Annotated in this window: 26 protein-coding genes; 12 read left to right on the top strand and 14 right to left on the bottom strand. The window is 56.3% G+C overall.

Annotated features, from left to right (window positions below; all coding sequences use genetic code 11):
• The first annotated feature begins 145 nt into the window (after positions 1-145).
• Positions 146-808, top strand: a complete 663-nt coding sequence (locus WCX19_RS00720; protein WP_373003475.1) for a VTT domain-containing protein — start codon at positions 146-148, stop codon at positions 806-808.
• A 100-nt stretch (positions 809-908) separates the two neighbouring features.
• On the opposite strand, the gene WCX19_RS00715 is transcribed toward WCX19_RS00720, so the two are convergent.
• The gene (locus WCX19_RS00715; RefSeq protein ID WP_373003472.1) at positions 909-1,466 is read right to left on the bottom strand and encodes a hypothetical protein; all 558 of its coding nucleotides are present in this window, start codon (positions 1,464-1,466) and stop codon (positions 909-911) included.
• Positions 1,467-1,593: 127 nt separating this feature from the next.
• On the opposite strand from WCX19_RS00715, the gene WCX19_RS00710 reads away from it, so the two are divergent.
• The 3 genes from WCX19_RS00710 to WCX19_RS00700 all read left to right on the top strand — a co-directional run bounded on the left by WCX19_RS00710 (position 1,594) and on the right by WCX19_RS00700 (position 5,465).
• Positions 1,594-3,039 (top strand): MFS transporter, encoded by a 1,446-nt coding sequence (locus WCX19_RS00710; RefSeq protein ID WP_373003469.1) that lies wholly within the window; start codon positions 1,594-1,596, stop codon positions 3,037-3,039.
• Between the two features lie 38 nt (positions 3,040-3,077).
• On the top strand, positions 3,078-4,835 hold the full coding sequence (locus WCX19_RS00705; protein ID WP_373003467.1) for an Eco57I restriction-modification methylase domain-containing protein: 1,758 nt from the start codon (positions 3,078-3,080) through the stop codon (positions 4,833-4,835).
• 234 nt (positions 4,836-5,069) lie between these two features.
• Positions 5,070-5,465 carry a hypothetical protein gene (locus WCX19_RS00700; protein ID WP_373003464.1) on the top strand — a complete coding sequence of 132 codons (396 nt, stop codon included), beginning with the start codon at positions 5,070-5,072 and terminating at the stop codon, positions 5,463-5,465.
• A 55-nt stretch (positions 5,466-5,520) separates the two neighbouring features.
• Here WCX19_RS00700 and WCX19_RS00695 read toward each other — a convergent pair whose 3' ends face one another.
• Complete coding sequence (locus WCX19_RS00695) at positions 5,521-6,747, bottom strand: DUF1743 domain-containing protein (protein WP_373003461.1); 1,227 nt, start codon at positions 6,745-6,747, stop codon at positions 5,521-5,523.
• A gap of 43 nt (positions 6,748-6,790) precedes the next feature.
• Between WCX19_RS00695 and WCX19_RS00690 the strand changes: the two genes are divergently transcribed.
• A complete protein-coding gene (locus WCX19_RS00690; protein ID WP_373003459.1) occupies positions 6,791-7,714 on the top strand; it encodes a transcriptional regulator in 924 nt (307 codons plus the stop codon).
• Between the two features lie 63 nt (positions 7,715-7,777).
• A complete protein-coding gene (gene thsA, locus WCX19_RS00685) occupies positions 7,778-9,436 on the top strand; it encodes a thermosome subunit alpha (protein ID WP_373003455.1) in 1,659 nt (552 codons plus the stop codon).
• Positions 9,437-9,792: 356 nt separating this feature from the next.
• Here thsA and WCX19_RS00680 read toward each other — a convergent pair whose 3' ends face one another.
• Positions 9,793-10,362, bottom strand: coding sequence for a hypothetical protein (locus WCX19_RS00680; protein ID WP_373003452.1), 570 nt, complete (start codon positions 10,360-10,362; stop codon positions 9,793-9,795).
• A 100-nt stretch (positions 10,363-10,462) separates the two neighbouring features.
• Here WCX19_RS00680 and WCX19_RS00675 point away from each other — a divergent pair, with 100 nt between their 5' ends.
• The gene (locus tag WCX19_RS00675; protein WP_373003449.1) at positions 10,463-10,966 is read left to right on the top strand and encodes a hypothetical protein; all 504 of its coding nucleotides are present in this window, start codon (positions 10,463-10,465) and stop codon (positions 10,964-10,966) included.
• Positions 10,967-11,067: 101 nt separating this feature from the next.
• Here the strand turns inward: WCX19_RS00675 and WCX19_RS00670 are convergent, their stop codons facing one another.
• From WCX19_RS00670 to WCX19_RS00650, 5 genes are all read right to left on the bottom strand, one after another.
• Positions 11,068-11,328, bottom strand: a complete 261-nt coding sequence (locus tag WCX19_RS00670) for a 4Fe-4S binding protein (protein ID WP_373003446.1) — start codon at positions 11,326-11,328, stop codon at positions 11,068-11,070.
• Complete coding sequence (locus tag WCX19_RS00665; RefSeq protein WP_373003443.1) at positions 11,325-11,852, bottom strand: 2-oxoacid:acceptor oxidoreductase family protein; 528 nt, start codon at positions 11,850-11,852, stop codon at positions 11,325-11,327. The genes WCX19_RS00670 and WCX19_RS00665 overlap by 4 nt, the downstream gene beginning before the upstream one ends.
• Entirely contained in the window at positions 11,845-12,957 is a 1,113-nt protein-coding gene (locus WCX19_RS00660) for a transketolase C-terminal domain-containing protein (protein ID WP_373003440.1), read from the bottom strand. Before WCX19_RS00660 ends, WCX19_RS00665 begins: the two co-directional genes overlap by 8 nt.
• Entirely contained in the window at positions 12,954-13,832 is an 879-nt protein-coding gene (locus WCX19_RS00655) for a thiamine pyrophosphate-dependent enzyme (RefSeq protein ID WP_373003675.1), read from the bottom strand. Before WCX19_RS00655 ends, WCX19_RS00660 begins: the two co-directional genes overlap by 4 nt.
• A 492-nt stretch (positions 13,833-14,324) precedes the next feature.
• A complete protein-coding gene (locus tag WCX19_RS00650) occupies positions 14,325-14,924 on the bottom strand; it encodes a hypothetical protein (protein WP_373003437.1) in 600 nt (199 codons plus the stop codon).
• A 6-nt stretch (positions 14,925-14,930) separates the two neighbouring features.
• On the opposite strand from WCX19_RS00650, the gene WCX19_RS00645 reads away from it, so the two are divergent.
• The 3 genes from WCX19_RS00645 (at position 14,931) to WCX19_RS00635 (ending at position 17,027) form a co-directional block, all read left to right on the top strand.
• Positions 14,931-15,308 (top strand): hypothetical protein, encoded by a 378-nt coding sequence (locus WCX19_RS00645; RefSeq protein ID WP_373003434.1) that lies wholly within the window; start codon positions 14,931-14,933, stop codon positions 15,306-15,308.
• An 88-nt stretch (positions 15,309-15,396) separates the two neighbouring features.
• Complete coding sequence (locus WCX19_RS00640; protein ID WP_373003430.1) at positions 15,397-15,882, top strand: cation:proton antiporter regulatory subunit; 486 nt, start codon at positions 15,397-15,399, stop codon at positions 15,880-15,882.
• A complete protein-coding gene (locus WCX19_RS00635) occupies positions 15,882-17,027 on the top strand; it encodes a cation:proton antiporter (RefSeq protein WP_373003427.1) in 1,146 nt (381 codons plus the stop codon). The genes WCX19_RS00640 and WCX19_RS00635 overlap by 1 nt, the downstream gene beginning before the upstream one ends.
• A gap of 5 nt (positions 17,028-17,032) precedes the next feature.
• Here WCX19_RS00635 and WCX19_RS00630 read toward each other — a convergent pair whose 3' ends face one another.
• On the bottom strand, positions 17,033-17,677 hold the full coding sequence (locus tag WCX19_RS00630; protein WP_373003424.1) for a DUF2284 domain-containing protein: 645 nt from the start codon (positions 17,675-17,677) through the stop codon (positions 17,033-17,035).
• 88 nt (positions 17,678-17,765) lie between these two features.
• Here WCX19_RS00630 and WCX19_RS00625 point away from each other — a divergent pair, with 88 nt between their 5' ends.
• Positions 17,766-18,470 carry a DUF5714 domain-containing protein gene (locus tag WCX19_RS00625; RefSeq protein WP_373003421.1) on the top strand — a complete coding sequence of 235 codons (705 nt, stop codon included), beginning with the start codon at positions 17,766-17,768 and terminating at the stop codon, positions 18,468-18,470.
• On the opposite strand, the gene WCX19_RS00620 is transcribed toward WCX19_RS00625, so the two are convergent.
• The 4 genes from WCX19_RS00620 to WCX19_RS00605 form a co-directional block, all read right to left on the bottom strand.
• A complete protein-coding gene (locus WCX19_RS00620) occupies positions 18,458-18,898 on the bottom strand; it encodes an adenylyltransferase/cytidyltransferase family protein (protein WP_373003418.1) in 441 nt (146 codons plus the stop codon). The genes WCX19_RS00625 and WCX19_RS00620 overlap by 13 nt on opposite strands.
• Entirely contained in the window at positions 18,895-19,266 is a 372-nt protein-coding gene (locus tag WCX19_RS00615) for a Mov34/MPN/PAD-1 family protein (protein WP_373003415.1), read from the bottom strand. Before WCX19_RS00615 ends, WCX19_RS00620 begins: the two co-directional genes overlap by 4 nt.
• 289 nt (positions 19,267-19,555) lie before the next feature.
• Positions 19,556-20,371 (bottom strand): acetolactate decarboxylase, encoded by an 816-nt coding sequence (gene budA, locus WCX19_RS00610; protein ID WP_373003412.1) that lies wholly within the window; start codon positions 20,369-20,371, stop codon positions 19,556-19,558.
• Positions 20,372-20,392: 21 nt separating this feature from the next.
• Positions 20,393-20,674 carry a peptidylprolyl isomerase gene (locus tag WCX19_RS00605; protein WP_373003409.1) on the bottom strand — a complete coding sequence of 94 codons (282 nt, stop codon included), beginning with the start codon at positions 20,672-20,674 and terminating at the stop codon, positions 20,393-20,395.
• Positions 20,675-21,302: 628 nt separating this feature from the next.
• On the opposite strand from WCX19_RS00605, the gene WCX19_RS00600 reads away from it, so the two are divergent.
• The gene (locus tag WCX19_RS00600; RefSeq protein WP_373003406.1) at positions 21,303-21,758 is read left to right on the top strand and encodes a hypothetical protein; all 456 of its coding nucleotides are present in this window, start codon (positions 21,303-21,305) and stop codon (positions 21,756-21,758) included.
• Between the two features lie 24 nt (positions 21,759-21,782).
• Here the strand turns inward: WCX19_RS00600 and WCX19_RS00595 are convergent, their stop codons facing one another.
• Positions 21,783-22,058 (bottom strand): hypothetical protein, encoded by a 276-nt coding sequence (locus WCX19_RS00595; RefSeq protein WP_373003403.1) that lies wholly within the window; start codon positions 22,056-22,058, stop codon positions 21,783-21,785.
• Between the last annotated feature and the right edge of the window lie 146 nt (positions 22,059-22,204).

Genomic DNA, 22,204 nt, shown 5'->3' with positions numbered 1-22,204 from the left:
TTCCGATGGTTCGAAGATAATTACAGCGTCCGAAACCCTGTTGCCACCCGGGCCCGGATTGCAGGACTGCCACGGGTTCTTGCAGCAATCAGTAAAAGTTCCCGTAAAAACCCATTTATCGCACCCGGTTCAATTGATCCAGTACATGGTTCTCCCGTTTAATATTGTCGATGTGGTACTGCATTTTGATAAGTACCTCCCGGTGATTCTCCAGCAGTACGGGATGTGGACGTACGTCATCCTCTTTCTCATTATTTTTCTGGAGACCGGCCTTGTGGTCACGCCGTACCTTCCGGGAGATTCTCTTCTGTTTATCGCAGGAGCCCTTGCGGCGGCCGGGATGCTCAATATCTGGATCCTGCTTGTCACGCTCATCCTTGCGGCGATCCTTGGCGACACGCTCAACTACTGGATCGGCTACACCTTCGAGATGAAAGTACTCGAATGGAAGTATTCACCGGTAAAGCAGGAGCACCTTGATGAGACGCAGAAATATTTTGAGAAGTACGGCGGGTTTACGATTGTCATCGCACGGTTCATGCCCTTTATCCGGACGTTCGCCCCGTTTTTGGCCGGTGTCGGCCGGATGCGGTACTCGTGGTTCCTTGGCTACAATGCTCTTGGCGGGATCATGTGGGCGAGCCTGTTTCTCCTGGTCGGGTACTTTGTCGGGAACCTGCCCATCGTAAAGGACAACTTCTCCCTCATCGTCTACGCGATCATCGCGGTCACGATGCTTGCACTCGTCTCGATCTTTGTGGGTATCTTTGCGGCGATGAGGAAAGAAAAGGAGATGAAAGTGGAATAACCCCTCGTTTTTTTGTTGATTCACTTTTGTTTTAGGATTCTTATGGATAAAACCGGTTGCCGGGGATTTCCCTAAAGCCCGGTTTTCCCCTGCCTCAACCCTATTTTGGAGGAACGACGCTGATCTCCATCTCCGCTATCTTCCGGTACACCTTCGCGGTCTCTTTCTGCGTCCACCGGTCGAATACGAGCGACTGGAACGGCTGCCAGATCGTGACCCAGCAGAAGATGACCAGCACGTTCTCCGCGACTTCCACGAGTGCGTCTCCCTTGAACTGCGAGCAGATGGCGATCCCGACAAACGAGGGTACGCACACGGCAACGGTCAGCCGGCACTCCCGCAGGCCGACTCTCTGGGTGAGTATCATGTCCTCCTTCACCTCGCCGGCCCGGCGCAGGAAATGTGACCGGATCGCAGAGCAGATCGCGTCCTCCCGGCCGGGCGTCAGTTCCTGTGCCGGCACCCGGATGGTGAGATCCCGGCGCAGGCCGGCCCGGAATCCTTTCGGCACGGCAAGAACCGCGTGGAAGATCCGGTCCTCGGCCCGATCCGAGAGATCGCGGTGCCCTTCCGGAGACGGGTCGTCCCCATCGTAGATCTGGGCGACGGACTTGAACGCAACCGTCCCGCTCGTTTTTGTATCGTTCTCGTGTTCCATGCATGCTCCCTGTATGCATCCTCTTTGGCGCAGGCGGGAATTAAAATATGCACGCCAAAAAAACGTGCGGCAATCTGAAACCCTTATCAGGGCAGGGACAGATCACTCATACCAAAGGAATAAAATCATGGCTGAATCCCCGACCCCCACAAAGATGTCGCCCAAAGACCTGCTGATCGTGATCGTGGTCGCGCTCGGCTCGTTCATGGCCGGCCTCGATGCGACGATAGTAAATATCGCCCTTCCCGCGATTGCCAAATCCTTCGATGTCTCCACGGTTGCCGTATCGTGGGTGCTCAACGCGTACCTGATCATCCTTGTCAGTCTCCTGCTCGCGGCCTCGCGTCTCGGGGATATGAAAGGGTACCGGAATGTGTTTCTGGGCGGTTTTGCCCTGTTTACCACCGGCTCCCTCCTCTGCGGGCTCTCGCCCTCGCTTGACATCCTGATCGTCTCACGGATGGTCCAGGCCGTCGGCGGTGCGGTCATCTCCGCACTCGGGGCCGTCATGGTCACGTCGTACCTTGCCGCCTCCCTGCGGGGACAGGCGCTCGGGATCGTTGCCATGTTCACGATGCTCGGTGCTGCACTCGGGCCGGTTGTCGGCGGGTTTTTGACCAGTGCATTCTCCTGGCAGTACATTTTCTTTGTGAACCTGCCGGTCGGGATCGTCGCGATCGTCCTTGGTATGCACATCATTCCCCGCCTCGCCCCGGTCTCGCCGTCGTCAAAGATGGACCACGGGGGCATCGTGCTCGTGTTTGTCGCGCTCGCGACCCTGATCTTTGGCCTGACTACGCTACAGGGGACACACCCGGTGATGGGTCTTGCTGCGCTCGTGATATCGGTAATCTTCTGGTGCCTGTTCTACCTGCAGGAACGGCGCAACAAAGAACCGCTCGTCAATATCTCCCTCTTCTCGAACCGTGCGTACTCGCTCCAGAACGTGTGCGTCCTCTTGATCCAGATGGCGATGAGCGGCGTCATGGTCATCATGCCGTTCTATTTAGAGATCGTAAAAAAGATCCCGACCGACAACGCGGGCACGATCCTACTCGCGCTCCCCGTAGGGATGATCGTCACCGCCCCGATTGCCGGGAAGATCTCTGATGTGATCGGGACAAAGAAACCCATCATCACCGGTTTTGTTCTCTGTGCGGTTGCACTCTTCCTGCTCTCGACGCTTTCAGCCACGTCAAGCGTGGGCCATGTCTGCATCTACCTGTTCCTGTTAGGGGCCGGCACCGGTGTTGCATTCTCGCCGTTGAATAGCGCTGTGATGGGCGAATGTTCCGTAAAGGATCGCGGCTCTACGAGTGGTCTGGTGAAGATGATGACCAACCTCGGGTCGTCACTCGGTGTCGCGACCGTCATGCTTGTTGCGATGGTTGCGGCCGGGCCTAAACTTGCCGAGTACTCCGCCCATCTGATTGCCCCGGGAAAACTCGCGGGAGCCTTCGATATGGCCTTTTTGTTCTGCATGGTGCTCGAAGTCATAGGTGTCGTGCTGATGCTCGGTGTACGGGCAAAAGAGCCGTCGGGCGATGCAGGGGAAAGCATCCCGGCAATCTGATCCTTTTTTAGCCCGGTATCCCCGGCAACATTCTTGTTTTGACCGCGCCGAGTACTACCATCATGCGGGGGCCCGGTGCCGATCTGGAGGGTGAAGAGACAACAGCCCCGGCTCCCGGCCCGGAAACGGCATTGTATGGCGATCTCTGTACCTGGCGCGAGCAGATCGCCCGGAGCGTGGCCCGGAACAATATCGGGATGCGGAGCGGGGAGATCGGGACAGCGGTTCACCGGGTCGTGTTCTCTCTCGTCATCCTTGCCGTTGCAGAAGACCGGAGACTCATCACTCCGGGAAATCTTCGGGAGATCCTTGTCGCGGAGAAGAGTGATTGCCGGCGTACGGAATTGTTCGCGGCAGCCGGCGATCCCTGGGAGGGTCTTGAAGAAGATCCGGCCACCTCCGCCCGGCGCAAACCGGCCCCGGCACAACGTCCCGTGATCGATGATCCGGTCATAAAATTAATTGCTGCCCGGCTCTCGTCCGCAAACCGGCCCTACGATTTTTCCCGGCTCTCATTAGAGGAGATTGCCGGGGTCTTCGACCGGTACATTGCCCGCACCATCCGGCGGTCTGCCACCCACCAGGCGATCGTTACCGACCGGCCGGGTGCCGGGACCGTGCCTGCCATCCCCTCACCGACACTTCTGGATTACGCGGTGGAACGGACCCTTGCCGCTGCCCGGGATGGCCGGTCGCCGGATGAGGTGCTCCCGCTGCGTATCCTCGATCCCGCGTGCGGAGCCGGGTCTCTTTTGATCCGGGCATACCACGGGCTTGTCCCGCCGCAGGGTAAGTATTCCGCATTTGCGGAGAGAACCGATCTCCTGCGGTACACCCTTCACGGTCTTGATGCCGATCCCCACGCGGTCGCGGCTGCCCGGATGCTCCTTGCCCTTGCGGCCTGCGAAGGGGAAGATGCCGGGACGCTGCCCGATGGTTTTTTCGCGGTGTTTCGCGACCTCGTTTCGATCCTTACGGGTACGATCCGGTGCGGGAATGCGCTTGTCGGCCCTGAAATCGCGGACGATGAGTCGTGGGCGTTCTGCCCGGCCCGGGAACGTCACACGCTCCGGCCGTTCAACTGGCATGAGGGCTTTTCAGAGATCCTTCTTCCCGGCGGGTTCGATGCGGTGATCTGCTGCCCGCCCGGGAACCCGGTGCCGGCCCGGGAATGGCTCCAGCAGTACGCCCAGCGGCATTTTTCCGTGTACGACCAAAAAGCCCCGGTCTCCGCGTTTTTTATCGAGAAGGGTCTTTCGCTCCTGCGGCCCCGGGGCGTGCTCGGTGTTGTGACCGACGACCGCTGGCTCCACGCGAAATCCGGCGCACCGCTGCGTTCATTCCTCCTCGGCCGGCAGATCGAGGAGATCGTGACTGTGGGTGATACTGATGAGGGTGCGTGTTTCCTCCGGCTCGAGAACGCCCCGCCCTCGCATCCGTTTATGGTCCGGCTTGCGGGGCCGGCTACGACCAAAACCGTTGATTGCCCGGGATTCCCGGTCGACCAGCAGGCGCTTTCAGCCGGGGGCTGGACGCTCAGGGACACGAGAAAGGAACGTCTGCTTGAAAAGATCTCCCGGGCCGGAACACCGCTTGAAGAGTACGTGCTTGGTGAGATCCGGTACGGCATTGCGGTTGAACCGGCATTTGTCATCAGTGCAGAACAGCGAAAAGAGCTGGTCCGTGCCGACCCGCGCTGCAAAACCCTGCTGCGCCCGTACGTTGACGGGGCAGAGATTGGGAGATACCGTATTTCCTCTCCCCAGAAATTCTGTATTTTTATTCCGCAGGGATGAACCGATTGCCATCCGGCAGCTGCCGGCCAGGAGTGGCGGTGGCTGAAGAAACGGCACCCGGGCATCGCCCGGCACCTCAAAGAGCACGAGGAGGCCCTGAAAGCCCGGCCCTCGCAGGGTGATTACTGGTGGGAGGTTGCGTGCGACACGGACGCGGGGCCGCAGGAGAAAGACCGGATTATTTTTACTGCAAAAAAATTCCCGCCACGCTTCACGCTCGGGACCGGCCGGGCAGTGTTCGGCCGGCTGACCGGGATCATCCCGTCCGGGAGTCCGTACCTGTCAGGCATTCTCAACAGCCGGCTCGCCGCGTTTGTGCTCCGCAGTCTCGCAGAGGAGGCGGGTGTAACCGGTGACCGACGACCGCCCGGTGAGATCCTGGGCCGGTTCCCGGTCCCCACCCCGGATTTTGACGACCCGGACGATACGGCCCGGCACGGCCGTATGGTCTCGCTCGTAACTGAGATGCTCGATCTTCACCGGCACTTTGGGCTGGCCGTGTCCGAACAGGAAAAACGGATTATAGCACAGGAGATCGACTCGACTGAGAAGCAGATCGATTCGCTGGTGTACGGGATCTATGGTTTGTCGGTCGATGAGATCGCCGTCGTGGAATCAATTATACCCTGACACACTGCTGACAGGATCTCCCCATTGCAGCTGACCCTCCCGGTGTGGGGAACCATCACAAAGTCTCCGGCGCTCCCCGGCATAATGGTTTTGCAAGATGCCTGCGGGCAGTGGGCGGCACTTCATACCACCCGGCAGTAAGCGTCCGTGGAGTTTCCTGCACTTCCGGCTCCATCGCGTGCACCCCGCATTTCCGGCACTTGTAGCCCTTACCCTTCCCGTCGCTTGTCATGCGTTTGTTACACGCAGCGCAGAGCGGGGCCTGAATCCGGAGATCCCGGGCCGGCGCGACAAGGCACAGTTTCTCCAGGTTGATGCTCCCCTTCTTGAAACTCCCGACCGCGACGATCTCATCGCCCGGCACGAGCGCCCTTACCGTGTCTCGGAAATTCTTGGTCGGCTCGTAGGCCATGCACCGGGCCTCCGCCTCGCCGTCCCGTATCGCAAACGAGACATGCCCTCCGGCTCCGGTTGCCGGCCGGCCGGCAACAACGCCCCGCACCCGGTACGAGATCCCTTCGCGGAGTAAGCCGCATGTCCCGGGGACAAGGTGGGCATCGGTCCCCTGGTTTGTCACCCAGATCTGTTCGAGTGCAGTTTTCTCGGATTCGATGACCGAGCGGGCCGCCATCACCCATGCCGGACTCTCGCCCCGGATACCAAAGAGGACCGGGTCCGGCGTATGCGGCACGCAGACTACGACCCGGTTTGCAAGATCCACGGTGTCCCACGTGTGCGGGAATGTCGCCTCCTCTGCGGCAAAGAGGCTCTCCTTGTCCACCTCCCGTGGCGTGCCCCACCGGGCCGGCTCGCGGTACGTGAGGATCTCGTAGGTTGCATCGGGAAAGACGCTCGCGACTGCTGCGGTCGCCCCGACAAGGCCGCGCCGGTTTTTCCAGCCCCGGTACCGGGCGCCTGCCGCTTCGAGGACGTCCACGGCCTCATCGATCTCGCAGAAGTCCGTCACTGCCTTCCGGTAAAACGCCGGGTCCGGCCGTCTCTCTGCCACGACAACCCCGGGGTTCGTCTTCTCGCAGGAGAAATCCGCAAGTTCTTCCACGATCCCGCACGCGAGTGCGAACCCCTGCTCCGGGTCGCCTTCCACATCGAGCGCGATCGCCGCGTTCCCCCGAGTCTTGAAGGTCACGTTCGGGTTGAGCCGGACGAGGCGGGCTTCCCGTACCCGCATGTGCTCCCGGATCAGCCTGCGGGCCAGCACCGCGCCAAGATAGGTGGTGCACATTCCCGCCGGAGAATCCGTATCATCAATACCGATCAGCATATCTATATTAATATATGGGAACGCTCTATCCATTTGTAACTACATGTCCCAGGAACGCCAGCTCCATCTGGTAACGAGCGTGATGATATCGGCGGGATTTGAGGTATCTGAAAAGTTTACTCTCCGCCCGAGGAGTTTTGACCTCATCGCACGCAACAGCGGGACCCTGCTCGTGATAAAAGTCGTAACCCACATCGACTCGGTGAGCGAGGAAGCTGCGTTCGATCTTGACGTTATCGCCCGGCACTTGGGCGCCGTGCCCCTGATCGTGGGTGAACGCGCCCGTGAGGCCGAGCTCGAACGGGGGGCGGTCTATGTCCGGTACGGCATCTACGCCATCAGCATCGCGACGCTGTACGATTATTTTGTCGAGAAGATCCCGCCGCTTGTTTACGCCTCACCCGGCGGGCTGTACGTGAACATCAACGGCGACGCCCTGCGGGAGCTCCGCGAGCGGCGCAACATGTCGCTTGGCGATCTCGGACAGGTACTTGGGGTGTCCCGGCGCACGATCAGCAAGTACGAGAGCGGGATGGGGACGACACTCGAAGTCGCGATCAGGATCGAGGAATACTTTAACACCGGTGTGGTCGAGTCCATCGATCTTGTTGGCAGCGAACCGGCAAACGCCGGGCGCGAGACCACCCATAAACGGCATGACTCGGGCATACCCATCGAGTTCCTCGAACAGCTTGGCATGCAGCTCCACACGCTCCGGGGCGCACCGTTCCAGGCGCTCCTCACATTCGACAAACATACGATCCTCACCGGCTACGGCACGGCGCAGAAAGTGGTTAAGCGTGCCGCGCTCATCAGCAACATCTCAAAGATCGCAAAGAAGCATGCGATGTGTATTATCACCGATTACCACCACGAAAAAAAGATCGGGAGAACGCTCCTGATCGGCGAGGAGCGCCTTCATGCAATCGAGGACGGGTTCGAGCTCCTCGATATGCTCGGCGACTGATTTTTAGAGAATATTTATATAGAACCACAAACCACTTTTACTGCTAAAAGTGGTGATAATTTAATGTCTCAACAACTTGGAGGACAACAGATCCTCATTCTCAAGGAAGGCACCAACCGCACACGCGGCCGCGATGCACAGGGTATGAACATCACCGCTGCAATTGCAGTCGCAAATGCAGTCAGGACAACACTCGGCCCCAAGGGTATGGACAAGATGCTTGTCGACACCATTGGCGATGTCGTAATTACGAACGATGGCGTCACCATCTTAAAAGAGATGGACATCGAGCACCCGGCCGCAAAGATGATGGTCGAAGTCGCAAAGACCCAGGACGATGAGGTCGGCGACGGAACCACCACCGCAGTCGTCATCGGCGGCGAACTCTTAAAGAAGGCCGAGGCACTCCTCGAACAGGATGTCCACCCGACCATTATCGCCGCAGGATACCGGCAGGCCGCAGAGAAGGCCCAGGAATTCTTAAAGGACATCGCGTTCGATGTCAAGGCAACCGACAAGGCGATGCTCAAGAAGATCGCCGAGACCGCGATGACCGGCAAGAGTGCAGAGGCCTCAAAGGACAAGCTCTGTGACCTCGTCGTAAAGGCGGTCACCATGGTCGCCGATGAAGACGGCACCGTTGACACCGACAACATCAAGGTCGAGAAGAAGACCGGTGGCAGCATCGATGATTCCGAGATTGTCGAGGGCGTCCTTGTGGACAAGGAACGCGTTCACCCGGCGATGCCAAAGAAGGTAACAAACGCGAAGCTGCTTCTCTTAAACGCAGCCGTCGAGTTCAAGAAGACCGAAGTCGACGCCGAGATCAACATCACCCACCCCGACCAGTTACAGGCATTCCTCGACGAAGAGGAACGCATGGTCAAGGGCATTGTCGACAAGATTGTCAAGAGTGGTGCAAATGTCCTCTTCTGCCAGAAGGGTATCGACGACATCGCCCAGCACTACCTTGCAAAGGCCGGCATCTTCGCCGTCCGCCGTGTCAAGAAGAGCGACATGGAGAAGCTTGCCCGGGCAACCGGTGGCAGCCTCGTCTCCTCGATCGATGCAATCGGTAAGGATGAGCTCGGCAAGGCCGGACTCGTAGAAGAGCGCAAGGTCTCCGGAGAAGAGATGACCTTTGTCGAGCAGTGCAAGAACCCGAAGGCGGTCTCGATCATCGTCCGCGGCGGCACCGAGCACGTAGTCGACGAGCTCGAGCGTGCAATCAACGACGCACTCCGCGTTGTTGCAGTCGTTGTCGAGGACAAGAAGGTTGTCGCCGGCGGCGGCGCACCCGAGACTGAGCTTTCCCTCCGGCTCCGCGAATATGCGGCAAGCATCGGCGGCAGGGCACAGCTCGCCATCGAAGCGTTCGCATCCGCCCTTGAGATCATCCCGAGGACCCTTGCAGAGAACGCCGGCCTTGACCCCATCGACATGCTCGTTGAGATCCGTGCAGCGCACGAGAAGGGCAAGAAGACCTACGGTCTGAATGTCTACGAGGGCAAGGTTATTGACATGAAGGCAGCCGGCGTTGTCGAGCCGCTCCGTGTCAAGACCCAGGCAATCTCATCCGCAGCAGAAGCCGCGATCATGATCCTGCGCATTGACGATGTCATTGCATCCCAGAAGAGCGCAGCACCCGAAGGCGGTATGCCCCCGGGCGGCATGGGCGGTATGGGTGGAATGGGCGGCATGCCCGGCATGGGCGACTACTAAGTCACCCCTTTTTAAAATCCCAGCATTTTTTAATTCCCGTGAGTTTTTTCTCATATTTTTTCAAGAATAGTTTGTATTTCATTGCGAACAGGCAGCTGCCGGTGTGATCGGTGTGCCGGTTCTGGTGTGCGAATAATACAAACCAACCGGGAGAACCGGTGCCTGGTGTTTTCCGTATCTGCCTGCCGGAATCTGGCATTCTCATTTGCTACCGTATTTACTCTTGGCGGGTCATCAATCCGAATCATGGCATTATCGGGAACCAGCAATCCAGAGATTTACATCGGATGGTCTCTAAAAAAAGACCTTTGTAGGCGGATACTTCACGAAAAAAGAGAAAAATAAGTATCTTTTGATTAGCCGGAGAGAGAACGTCCTGCTTTAACGATGATAGTCCCCGTGATGGAGGTGTTATCTGCAAAAGCGTAGGTGTATGTACCGGTTTTTTCGCTGAAGGTGTATGAGAACTGTCCGTTCGGAAGAATATCCCCGGAGTTAAACATTCCCGTATTATTCCCGATCGTCTTGATCGCGTGGGTTGTGTTGTCATCGTTTATCCAGAAAATGCCGGTCCCCGGGAGCACCACATCAGTCTGGGGGGTAAAGCCGGCACTCGTGATACGGATCTTTGTGACGCCGCTCGCAGCAGTGACCTTTGGCGTGACCTTTACGGGAGCAGTCGTTGCCGTAGTGGTTACGGTTGTCGCCGGTGTCGTTACAGTGGTTGCGATACTGGTTTGCACGGGGGTCGGTACTGTTGTCTGCAGGGTGGTAATGGTAACAACCGGGGTAGCCACCGTTGTGGCTTCAGTGGCCGGAGCCGTTGTTGCGGTTGCGTTCTGTGCTGAAGAGGGTACGGTCTGAGTACATCCGGTGACTGCCACCAGTGTCACCAGAAGAATAATAAATCCCATGAATAATTTCATATGGAGTATACATGAAATGTCCATAATTAAATAAATTTACCTTTTTTACGGCTGAATTTTGTGCAGATTCTAAAACCTTCTTCAATGCGAGGTGCACGGGATGCAACCGCTGCATGAGCCGGTGCTCGTCCGGGATACCGATCAGCCGGGGGGTTCCCTTTGCGACAGGTTAATGATACCTGAGATGTATCCCTCATTCATGAACGACCGGTTTATCAACACGAGCTACCGCACAGACTGCTACCATTGCAGGCAGGTGGCAGACCAGCTTATCCGGGCGATGCCCAACCGGGCCGATGTCACCTGCGAAGCCTGTGGGGCGACCCGGGTTTTCGTGCCCCGTATTGAGGATGTGGACGAAGCCGGGAAGTTTGCCGGATCCGGTCCCTGGCCGATCTGGTCCCTCTCCGTAGAGGCAGCGTGCCGGAACTGCGGGGTTACCGGGTTCCACGATCTCACGGTCAGCTGCCGTAGTATCACGGTGCGGTGCCGGAACTGCCGGTTTACGCATCTCTACCGGTTCGATCTTGAATATATGGCGGATGATCCGGCCGGGGGCAAACCGATCGGTGTGGTCACAGGGCATGCAGGTACCTGCCCGTAAAATATTTCAGAACAGGAACAAAATTCCCGCCCGGTATTGCCCCCATCGCTGAAGGTAAACCAATCACGTACAATCTAAAAAAGTGAACAGGTAATACTGGTTTATTTCTCTTCCCGGACCATCGCAATGGCTTTTTTCGGGCATTCGTTTGCGCAGATCCCACAGCCCTTGCAGTACCTGAGGTCGACCCTGAGGTCTTCATCGATCGCCCCATCCGGGCAGTACATCGCACAGAACCCGCATTCGTTGCACTTCTCCTTGTCGACTACGGGTTTAAACACCCGCCACGAGCCGGTCTGGCCGGCTGCGCCTTCGGTTGGCCTGCTCACCGCAAGCCGGTCGCGTTGTTTTACGCTGCTCATACATTCATCTCCTGGTATGCGGTTTCAGCAGCCTTGACATTGCGCTCATCGGCAAACATCTCCCGAATTGCCGTCTTTGCCGAATCAACCGAGATGATCCCCATCTTTGCAAGCGCCCCGAGCACCGGGGTGTTGAGGATCGGGTTTCCAGCGACCACAAGTTTTTCTTTTAAGGCGATCCCGGTCAGGTCAACATTGGAGGTCGTGTAGCCGGCAAACTCCGGCCGGTGGGCGCTGTTGATGAGCACCCGGCCTCCTTCCTTAAGCCCGTGCAGGACATCGACTGTTTCCATCACGCTCGCGTCAAGCACCACGACAAGGTCCGGGTCCCGGATCTGGCTGTAAACCTTAATCGGGTGGTCGTCGATCCGAACAAACGAGACGACTGGCGCCCCCCGGCGCTCTGCCCCATAGAACGGGCACGCGGTCGCGTACTTGCCGTCATGGAGTGCTGCCATCGCAAGGAGCCGGGCCGCAGTTACGCCACCCTGCCCGCCCCGGGAATGAATACGGATCTCAAACATGGCTGGTCACCCCGAACCAGAACTCCCCGCCCATTCGACGGGTCCGGACAAACTCCGCCATATCGTCGTAGGTAACTTCCTGGCCGCCAAGGCCGGCGATCACGCTGTAGACTTCGCAGCGGTTCTTTGCCATAATCTCGTGAGCAACGATGCCACCATAGCCAAACGAGTAGTCCCGGTCGATCACGACAACCTCTTTTCCGGCAAGATCGAGTTTCGGGAACGGCCGGAACCAGCGCAGGCGCATCGAGCCGGCCTTTATACCCTCTTTTCGCAGGATGTCGATGGCGACCTCCGCTTCTTTCCCGAATGTTCCCATGGCGATGAGGATCACGTCAGCATCATCGCACCGGTAATTCTCGGTCGGTCCGTAACTGCGCCCGAAGCGTTTGGCGAAATCTTTCTCGGTTGCCGCGATTACCTTTCCGGCGTCGCGCATCGAACGTTCGATCTCCCACCGGAACAGGGCGTGCTGATCCGGCATGGTAAGCCCTCCGTACCCGCACGGATTTTTCATATTGATAGCATGAGGCAGGTGGATCGGCGGGATAAAGTCCCCGGGTTCCACGGTGTCCAGCGGCTGCATGATGTGGGAAAGGGAGAACCCGTCGAGGTTGACCATCACCGGCAGCAGCACGTCGTTATGCTCCGCAATCCGGAACGCCATGAGGGTCGTGTCGTATGCTTCCTGCACGGTCGAGACATACACCTGGAGCCAGCCGGTGTCGCGCTCCTGCATGGCATCGGTATGCTCAGCCCAGATGTTCCAGCCTGGACCAAGTGACCGGTTCACGTTTACCATCACGATCGGCAGGCGTGCACCTGCGGCCCAGTTGGTCATCTCGTGCATGTACAAGAGGCCGTGGGCGCTTGTCGCGGTAAACGTCCGCACACCCGTGATGCTTGCTCCTATGCAGGCCGCCATTGCGGAGTGCTCGCTCTCGACCGGGATGTACCGGCTCTTCATCTGGCCGCTTGTCACGTAATCCGCGATGGTCTCGACAATTTCTGTCTGGGGGGTGATCGGATATGCCGCGACAACGTCCGGCAGTGCCTGTTTGACTGCTTTTGCGACTGCCTTGTTTCCCGTTGAGATCTCCTTCATGGTTGCGCCTCCTCTGCGGCAAGTTTCTGGAGATTTGCAGCAAGGTGCTGTTTGAGGATCTCAAGCGACTTTGCGTCGATGCCCGCAAACCGGCCCTGCGGGTTGAGATAATCTTCGAGCGGCAGCGGCTTTTTCATCGCTACTTTCGAGGGTGCGCTGATGGTAAGCTTACCGTGCTCGCGTTCGTACATCACCCACATGCCGGATTTGACTGCGAGTTTTCCCATCTCGATCGTCTTCTCGGTCGGGTACCTCCAGCCGGGGGGGCAGGGGGCAAGGATGTGAATAAAGGTCGGCCCCCGGAACGTGAGCGCTTTTGCGACTTTTTTATAGATGTCCTGCGGGTACGCGCTGCACGAGGTCGCCATGTATTCGAGGTGATGGGCGGCCGCGATCGCGTCAATGTCTTTTTTCTCGACAGTCTTGCCGGTCGGCGTGGTTGTGGTCTTTGCGCCAAGCGGCGTCGCACCCGAGCGCTGCATGCCGGTGTTCCCGTAGGCCTCGTTATCATAGCAGATATACAGGAAATCCGTGCCCCGTTCAAAAGCGCCTGACATCGACTGGATACCGATATCAAGCGTCCCGCCGTCCCCGGCGTAGACGATCACGTGGGTCTTTTTGCCCATCGCCTGGAACGCTTCGGTCATCCCCGATGCACATGCGGCAGCGGAGGCAAACGCAACGTTATAAACCGGCACGTTCATCGCGGTGTTTGGGTAGGCCCCCTGGATAACGCTCGTACAACACGCGGGCACGACAAGCACGCTGTCATGCCCGGCAGCTTTTAGCACGTAACGCAGTATCAGGGACGAACTGCATCCTGCACATGCGGACGTGCATTTTTTTATGTACTCTTCCTTTGGGATTTCTGCGATGATGACCAACTCCTCTGAAACCCGATTGCGGGGTGAACTGTCTCCGCAAAACAAATAATCTATCATTATTTATCATCAGGGATAGGGAAAAAAGGATCTGTTTTGCCGGTCGTTATTCTGATGGGGGATACTCCGGAGCGTTCACTTTCACCCCGCCCGGTCCGGGGTTTAAACACCGGGTCGTTTAACAGGTGGTATGGGGAGGATGGAAAAACCCTAAAGAACAAAAGTTCCCGTGCCCGGCACAAGTCCGGCATGGTGAGCAATCCTCCCGGCCTCTCAACTAAAAAACCCCTTGAATGATATCTGTGTCAGATGCATGAGCGGGATCCTCTCACCCTCTCCATGCGCCCAACACTCTTTTCGTTTTTTATGATATTTCCTGTTTCTGTCAATAAAAATAGTCGTCAGGAGGGGACAATCCCCATTTTTTAATTTCCCCTTATTTTATTCCCGACGGCCTGTCAGCGTACCAGAACGTTCAGCGTCAGGTTATTTTACGAGATCAGGATGATTTGCCAGCTCTTGTAACGCCCTCTGCTTATGGACGTATCCCGGATACCATACGGTAAAGACGATAGCGATTACCATAAAGACCCATTTCAGGTTGTCCCAGAACATAAGGCCCGGTTCAGGTCTGATCAGCAGGAGGGCATCCACCGCAAAGCTGAGAGTGAATGCAACTCCCCATACCGCAGTGATGATATAATTTACCCGCATGAATGGCGCACTTTTGACACGCTCGGGTTCCACGCCTTCCCTTGAATACTGGAGGGTGAAGGGGAACCGGATCAGCATCGTCACCCAGCAGACAACCGTAAGCATCAGCATTGAGAGTACCGAAATGTAATTCGCGAGATGATACTGCTTTAATCCGATGATCAGGATAAAGAACACGACGAAAAACACAATCGTGACAACGGAAAGGATATAGCCCTTGAGCAGTTGCCGGTAACTCGTCAGGACGGTGATCACAATACCGACAATAAAGGCAAGGGTCAGACACATCAGGGGATTTCCCAAGGGCGCTTCAGCAATAAGGGTGAACGCGATCCATGGCACGAATGCTGTAAGAAGTGATATCAGGTTCATTGTATTATGAAAAAGAATTCGTCGAATAATAACCCTTTTGTTCTACGTCGGTTCCCGGTTCCGCCTGAATTACAGGTACATCCCGTTCCAAGGGGGATCAGCAGGCATTCCCTACTGTTCCGGGTCCGGAGTTTCCCCTTTTCAGGTCGTCACCCGAAGGTGTGCTCCACGCCGGGAAAAGCGCCGGAAAATGATGTTGAAAAAGGGAGGAGTGCAACAAACATGAGCGTCATGGGATTCATCCCGGTGAATATCCTGTCGGAGGTTCGTGCTGAATGGAACTGCATGTGCTGGCTTGAGCCAGAACGCCCCGTGGATAAGGAACGTGAGAGCTACTGTATGAAACCGAACCAGAGATTGATGAAAACGAGAAAGAACGGTTGATTAGGGAGAATGATATCAGGAATTTTTCTCATTGTAGTGTGCCAGCGGAGGAGTAATATATTTCAGGAACATTTCTCTAATGTCATCTATGGCTCTTCGATCCCTCAATCTTCCCGGTATCGGCACAAAATACGAATTCGAGACTGACAAGGGCGATACGGTCGCGATATTTTTTACAAAGACCGGCACTATCCAGATGTATACCCTCCAGAAGGGCTGCCACACACCGAGCGCAGCCGAAATGACACCGGTGGAAGCACGGAGGCTCGGGAATATCCTTACCGGGGCTATCATCGAAGCCGACCAGGAGAGTGTTGAGATCGCGTTCTCTGCGCTTGCCGATCTCCGGGTCACCATCCATACGTACATCGTTCCCAGGGCCGTCGCAGGAAAAACAATCGAAGACCTCAGGATCCGGGCAAAGACCGGGACGACCGTTATCGCGGTCTCAAGAAATGACAAAAATATCATTAATCCCCCGCCATCGTTCGTGTTTGAGACCGGCGATGCCGTGCTGGTTATCGGGGAAACAGACCAGCTCCGATTATTCGAACGGGAAATCCTGGTGGATTGATGGAAGGTATCATACTCGCACTTTTTGTCTGCCTCGTGCTTGCGCTGGTCAGCAAGTACCTGTCTCTCCCCGCGATCCCGTTTTACATTATTGCCGGTGTAGTCCTCGGAAAAGCCGGCCTCGGGCTCGTTGCATCCGACCAGATCAGCAGTTTCTTCTCAGACCTTGGGTTGATCTTTTTACTCTTTTTCGTGGGGCTCGGTCTCAAGATCGATAAAATTTCCGAGAACCGGTCGGCGGTGCTCGCGAGCGGGATTATCGATCTCAACGTCAACATGATCATCGGTTTTCTGGCCGCGTACCTGCTCGGCTTTTCGTTTGTCGAGGCGCTTATTGTTGCCGCCGCCTTCTACATCTCCAGCACCGCGATGACGGTTACCTCGTTAATCGAGAACCGCAAACTGATGATGCGGGAGTCCGAGACCATCATCTGGCTGATGGTCTTTGAGGATATCGTCATGATCATTGTCCTTGCCCTCCTCTCGGCCGGCGACCAGAACCTGTTCTTCTTTGCCGCAAAGATCGTCTTTGTGCTGGCCATCCTCTATGTGCTCGCCCACTACGGGAAGGAATTCCTGGTTTCAATCCTCGACCGGGATGACGAACTGCCGGTCCTCTTTACGTTTGTTGCCGTGCTCGCGACTGCGGGGTTCTCCCTCTTACTGGGGGTTCCCGAGACCATGATGGTGATCGCCCTTGGTGCCGTGTTTGCGACCACCGATCCGGACGCGTTCGAGCAGCATGCCCGCCCCTTTAAGGACGTATTTATCGTGATCTTCTTTGTTTTTTTCGGGATCACCATCGATCTGTCCGGCAGCGTGAGCCTCACGGTGATCGCGATCATCTGCCTTCTTGCTATCGCAAGCAAACTCATTTCCGGTGTGCTGACCAGCCTTTACCTCTATGGATCGGCAAAGTCCGGTCTTGAGATCTGGGCAAACACGATTGGCCGGGGCGAGTTCTCCATCGCCCTTGCCGCACTCTACGGCTCTCCCCCGGTTGCGCTCACCATTGCCGTCATGGTGATCGTGACTTCCCTTGTGGGATCGTTTGCAGCGAAGTACTCCGGCTCGCTCTTGCACGGTTTTTCGGTGAGAAGCCGCCATCGCGGGCCGCCACCACACTACAAGCGTGCGGGCCATTGATCATTTTACGCGATGAGTACGAGCCCGACGGAGTGTACATCGCTGTGCACGATCTTCCCATACTCCATATCTTTGCAGGGAATTGTGTGCAGATCCCAACCGGCGTTCTTTGCCGTGGCAAATACATCCATCCCTGCGGCCTCCATGCTGGGCCTGACCAAGTCCATATGCCGGCACTTCCGGCGCAGGCTCTCATCTACCACGCCATCAGACTCCTCCGCAACGCAGTGCTGGTGTTCGCACCAGATACATGGGTAGCCTCCGAACCCGAACGCCTTGTAAAATCCGTCGTAGAATGCAGTCTTTTCAAGGAAATGGACCGTCCCGTTTACCCAGATGATCAGGTCGCGGAAATACGGGTGGAAGTCATCGGGGATATCATCGGCTTCAAACGCACCATGGCCCGGCACACCGTCAAAGCGGATCAGCAGCGCTGTTGCGTATTCCCCGATCATCCTCCTGGTCTCATCCGGGGAGGGAGCATACGGCGGGCAGCCGAAATGCTTACCGTACCCCTTGCAGCCGTAGCGGCACTTGAACCTTACCCATTGTGCCACAACAATGTCTTCTGAAGCGATCTGCTGTGCATGTGCGCCCCGTTCACGAGCAAGCCCGATCAGTTTTTTTACTTCCCCACTACAATCCAGCATACGATCCACCTCATGCAGAGGATACCCGCCCGGATCAATAAAGTTTTTCCTTTAAAGGGCCCCTCTCTTTTGACAACACGGGATTCTCATGACAGACTACCGCACCGGGTGCATGGTCTGCGGCAAACCGCTCCGCTACCTTGAAACAACAGAGAAGCATGAATGCGCCTACTGCCATGAAGTCCGGCCAACAAATACCCTCTGCACGGATGGCCACTTTGTCTGCGATCGCTGCCACCAGCTCGGGGCTGACGATGCAATAGAGCAGTACTGCACAAAGACAACCGAGACCGATCCGGTCCGGATGGCGATCACCCTGATGCAGAACCCGGTCGTGAACATGCACGGCCCCGAGCACCACTTTCTCGTGCCTGCCGTGCTTCTTGCGGCGTACTGCAATGTCTCCGGGCAGCCGGACCGGAAGGCAAAACTGATCGCGACCGCACGGGAACGTGCGGGGATGATCAAGGGGGGTTCATGCGGGTTTATGGGTGACTGCGGCGCTGCGGTGGGGACCGGGATCTTCATATCGCTTGTTACCGGCGCGACGCCGCTCTCGCATCGCGAATGGCAGCAGGCAAACCTCGTGGTGGCAAAAAGTCTCATGACGATTGCCATGCACGGCGGCCCGCGCTGCTGCAAGCGCAACACGTTCCTTGCGATACAGGGAGCGGTTGCATTCGCGGAAGAAAACCTTGGGGTAAAAATCCCGATCGACCCGAAGGTCACCTGCATGTTTTACGGTATGAACAAAGAATGCAGGACCACCGACTGCCCGTTCTATCCCCGCTGATCGCCACCACGGGCTTCGATGATACGCTGGACGATCAGGCGCGAGCTCGCAAGGTCGCCATCCGCATATTTCCCGATCCGGACAACCTCTGCATTGAGATGGCGTCCGGCAAGCTGGCCCCGGAGTTTATCCTCATCGAAGTACTGGTTGAACCCGATCGTAATAACATCGGGGCGGATCTCTTCAATGGGCCGGAACATGTCGGTCGGGTCGCCGAGGATCGCGTGGTCCACCGGTTTGAGCGCGGCGATCATCGCCCGACGCTGCTCCTCCGGGATGATCGGGCGGGGCTTGTGCTTCACGTTTGCATCCCGTGCCACGATCACCCAGAGTTCGTCGCCGAGTTTCTTTGACTCGGACAGGTAGTAGAGATGCCCCGGGTGAAGGACGTCGAAGGTGCCCGTAGCAACGATGCGCCGTGCGGTCATTCGATCACCGCAAGTTCGCAGGGTTCCCCGTCTGCGGTAAAACACCGCCAGTCGTTCTCGCGGTACGGGGCGCCAATGATGAAGTGGTATCTTCCAGCCCGGGGAAAGAAGTTAATGTCTGCATCGGAGGGCCGGCAGACACCGTTCGGGTGGGAATGTGCACTGCCTGCAAGGTGGGTATCGAGCGGCATCATGTCAAAGAAGATCGAGGCGGATGAACTGCCGGTGATCGTGCCAGGGAGAAGATTGAGTTCGCTTATTACCCCTTCATCTTCTTTGAGGAGTGCGGCAAACTCGTTCGGGTGACTGTTTTTGCCCAGCTCGAGCAGCAGCCTGATAAGTTCCTTTTTGATCCCTCGGATGATCATGGTGGTTCACAATAAAAAGCGTTCCGGCGCTTGTATCGATCCATTCGTGCTCGTATAAGAAAAAAGGCTCGCAAAATACCGGGAAACAACGGGAACCGTCACAGTTGAAGCCGCCATGATTACGGCACCTTCGGGGGGTATCCCCGGATTGTGGGTGACCCGCGTGCGGGGCCGCAACGGCACCAGAGTGCAAAAGGTCCCCTTGTTTTGAGTCTGCTAAAAAAAGGGGCATCGCCCAAAAAAATACGCGGATCTTTTCTTTATGGAAACGGCAGAGTGGGATCTGCCGTTACTGTTCGACCGCGGCAAGCGCACCGCTCAGATCGGCTGTCAGGTTGGTACCGGCAAATGCACCCGATGTCGGGAGCGCCATGGTAAATTCCGGTGTCACGTCGTACTGGACCGTGCTGCTCGCGGGCACAATCATATCGAGGATGTGGCCGCCCCTCAGGTGATCGTCGGCAAGGAAGTGGAGATGGTAGCCCTGCGCATTGAGGCCTTTTAAGAACACCGGCGTGTAGAACCCGACGACCGTGCCGGTGACGTTCGTGTACGTGTAGACCTTCTGTTCCTTTGCCGCATCGGTGAGCGTGGGATACGGCGGCTCCTGCGCCGGGATCGCCCGGACCGTGACCGACGGGAAGGTGTCGTGGATCTTTACCGCGTAGATCATGTTCTGCGAGGGGATTTTTGCGGCCATCGCGGTCGTGAACTCTGAATAGTTCATCGCACGATCTGTCGTGGTCTGCCGGATATCGGTGTCGAAGTACGTGACGGTCGCAAACGGCGTGGTCTCCTGGTCGGTCGCCGGGGTGACCGTGCCGTCGGATTTTGCGTGCCAGACCCGGCCGTCGAGCACGATCATCTCGCCGTCGAGTTTGTCAAATGTCCCGATCCCGAAGTCGCCGTACTTTTTGAGGTCCCCGACCGTCACGTTGCCATCATACACGCCCTGCATCAGCGCATCAATGGTCGAGACCTGGTACAGGGTGTCACGTACAGGTGAGTCTGCCGGGACGTGTCTGGTAAAACCGGTATAGACTGCCGCCCCGGCAAAGATGATTGCCACCGCGACGCCGATGCCAAGAAAAAATTTGTAATCCATGGTGTATCAGGGCCGGCGCGCTTACTTCTTGCCGGTGACCTTGATGATATGGTACCCGAACTGGGATTTTACCGGCCCGACAACCGTGCCCTGCTCGGCGGCAAATGCGGCCGCTTCAAACTCGGGGACCATCTGTCCCTTGCCGAACCAGCCGAGATCCCCGCCGTTCTTTTTCGACGGGCAGGAGGAGAAGCGCTTTGCGACTGCAACAAAGTCCTCCCCTCCGGTGATCCTCTTCAAGATCTTGTTTGCGTCGTCCTCGCTTGTGACAAGGATATGGGATGCGCGAACCTGTGTGGTCATGTATAGTGATGGGGAGGTTTTGGGATAAAAGGGTTGATGGGTCGGGGCTTGAACGGGAAATGATCCGGCCGGATATTTACGGAAAAGTCCCGGTCCTGCGCTGGAGATTCCGGAAAAACCGGGCCGGTAATCTTGGGCACCTCCTCTCTCACGCCCTGATCGGGGTACTACCTTCGCCAGGCTTCTTACATGGGGGCAGTTCCTCTCCCTCAAATCCGGGCTCAATCTGGCCCCGGAATCCCCCTCCCGACACCCGATCGGAGCCCAATTTGGGCTCCGTTTAAAAATAAGCCCAAACAAGCCTTATTTTGGCAAACGGGCAAATTAAAAGGCTCTCATAAACGCGTTTTTCTGGCCGAAATCAGGGCCCGAAGGGTGATTGCATGATCCCGGAAAAAGAGGCTGCCGGAAGGCGTCTATGGCCCCTATAAGACCATTATATGGGGCACAATTTGGGCTTATTTTATCAAATAAAGTGAAATAATCGCTCCTTTTCAGTTCCCGTGGAATCGGACGGCTTTACGGGCGTATTTTTGGGAGACTTGCGATGTGTCCCTCTCCCTGCTTTCGCAGGGAATCACCCGGTCGCCTCGTCGGATCCTTGCTGGGTGTCCGAATCTTTTCCTGTATGAAATCTAGTTGGTCCCTGATATTTTTCGGCATTTCAAATTTTCATCCAAAAAAATTCGGTCGGAAAAATTTTGCGCCAATTTTTTTTACGATTTTCAAATTTCGCGGCAAAAATTTTCCGGCCCGGGAAATTTCACGGCCAAAAAGATCCGGTCGTACCAACGTTCAAACCAAAAATTTTTGGCTGGAAAAATTTCGCACAGAACGGGTGGAAAGCGATTGGCCGGAAAAATTTCCGGGCACATTGCACATTCCTTCGGAAGCACCTCCCAAAAAAGGGGTTTTCTCAACGTTCGCGGAGATCGTCCGGGATTTTTTCGTGCGAAAGTTTGTCCTCCGCATAATTTTGTGGCGCGAAATGTTTTGCGCAGGGAAAAGTTTGGGTTCAAAGCCGTTTTGGAAAAGACAATCTGTACCAGCACCGGGGATAGTGCAGGTTTCTTTTGCCTTTTGAATAGTACCTATAGTATTCGGAAGTTCACCCGGTCTTTTCCGTTTCTGATCCCATTTCATCCAACACGGTTCGGATCTGCATTTGGATCCATTCTTTCCCCTCTTCTGATTTCAGCCATTCGATCACCTGTTCTTTACCACCGGTATTACGATCGTTAAAAAATAAGATCATGGCGGCAGTGATCACATCGTTTCTGGATGCATATTCTCCGCTTTCGATTACCGCAGCAATTTTCTGTAAAATGTCATGCGGACACTTATACGATATTTGCTCTTTTGGCTTCCCCTTGATAGACGGCATTCACATAAGAATGCAAGAGCAATATAAACTATTTTTGTAAGTTTTATGAGGTTCTAGAAAACCTTTATACTATGGGTTATTCATATACCGCTGATCAGTATTAATGTACGTAAATGGGACTGTATTATTAAAAGAGCCTAATGAGA

The organism is Methanoregula sp. (genome assembly GCF_041663825.1).
In the GTDB taxonomy this organism is placed as follows: domain Archaea; phylum Halobacteriota; class Methanomicrobia; order Methanomicrobiales; family Methanospirillaceae; genus Methanoregula.
Note: the sequence above shows the minus strand (reverse complement) of the source record. Positions and strands in the feature narration are given on the sequence as shown.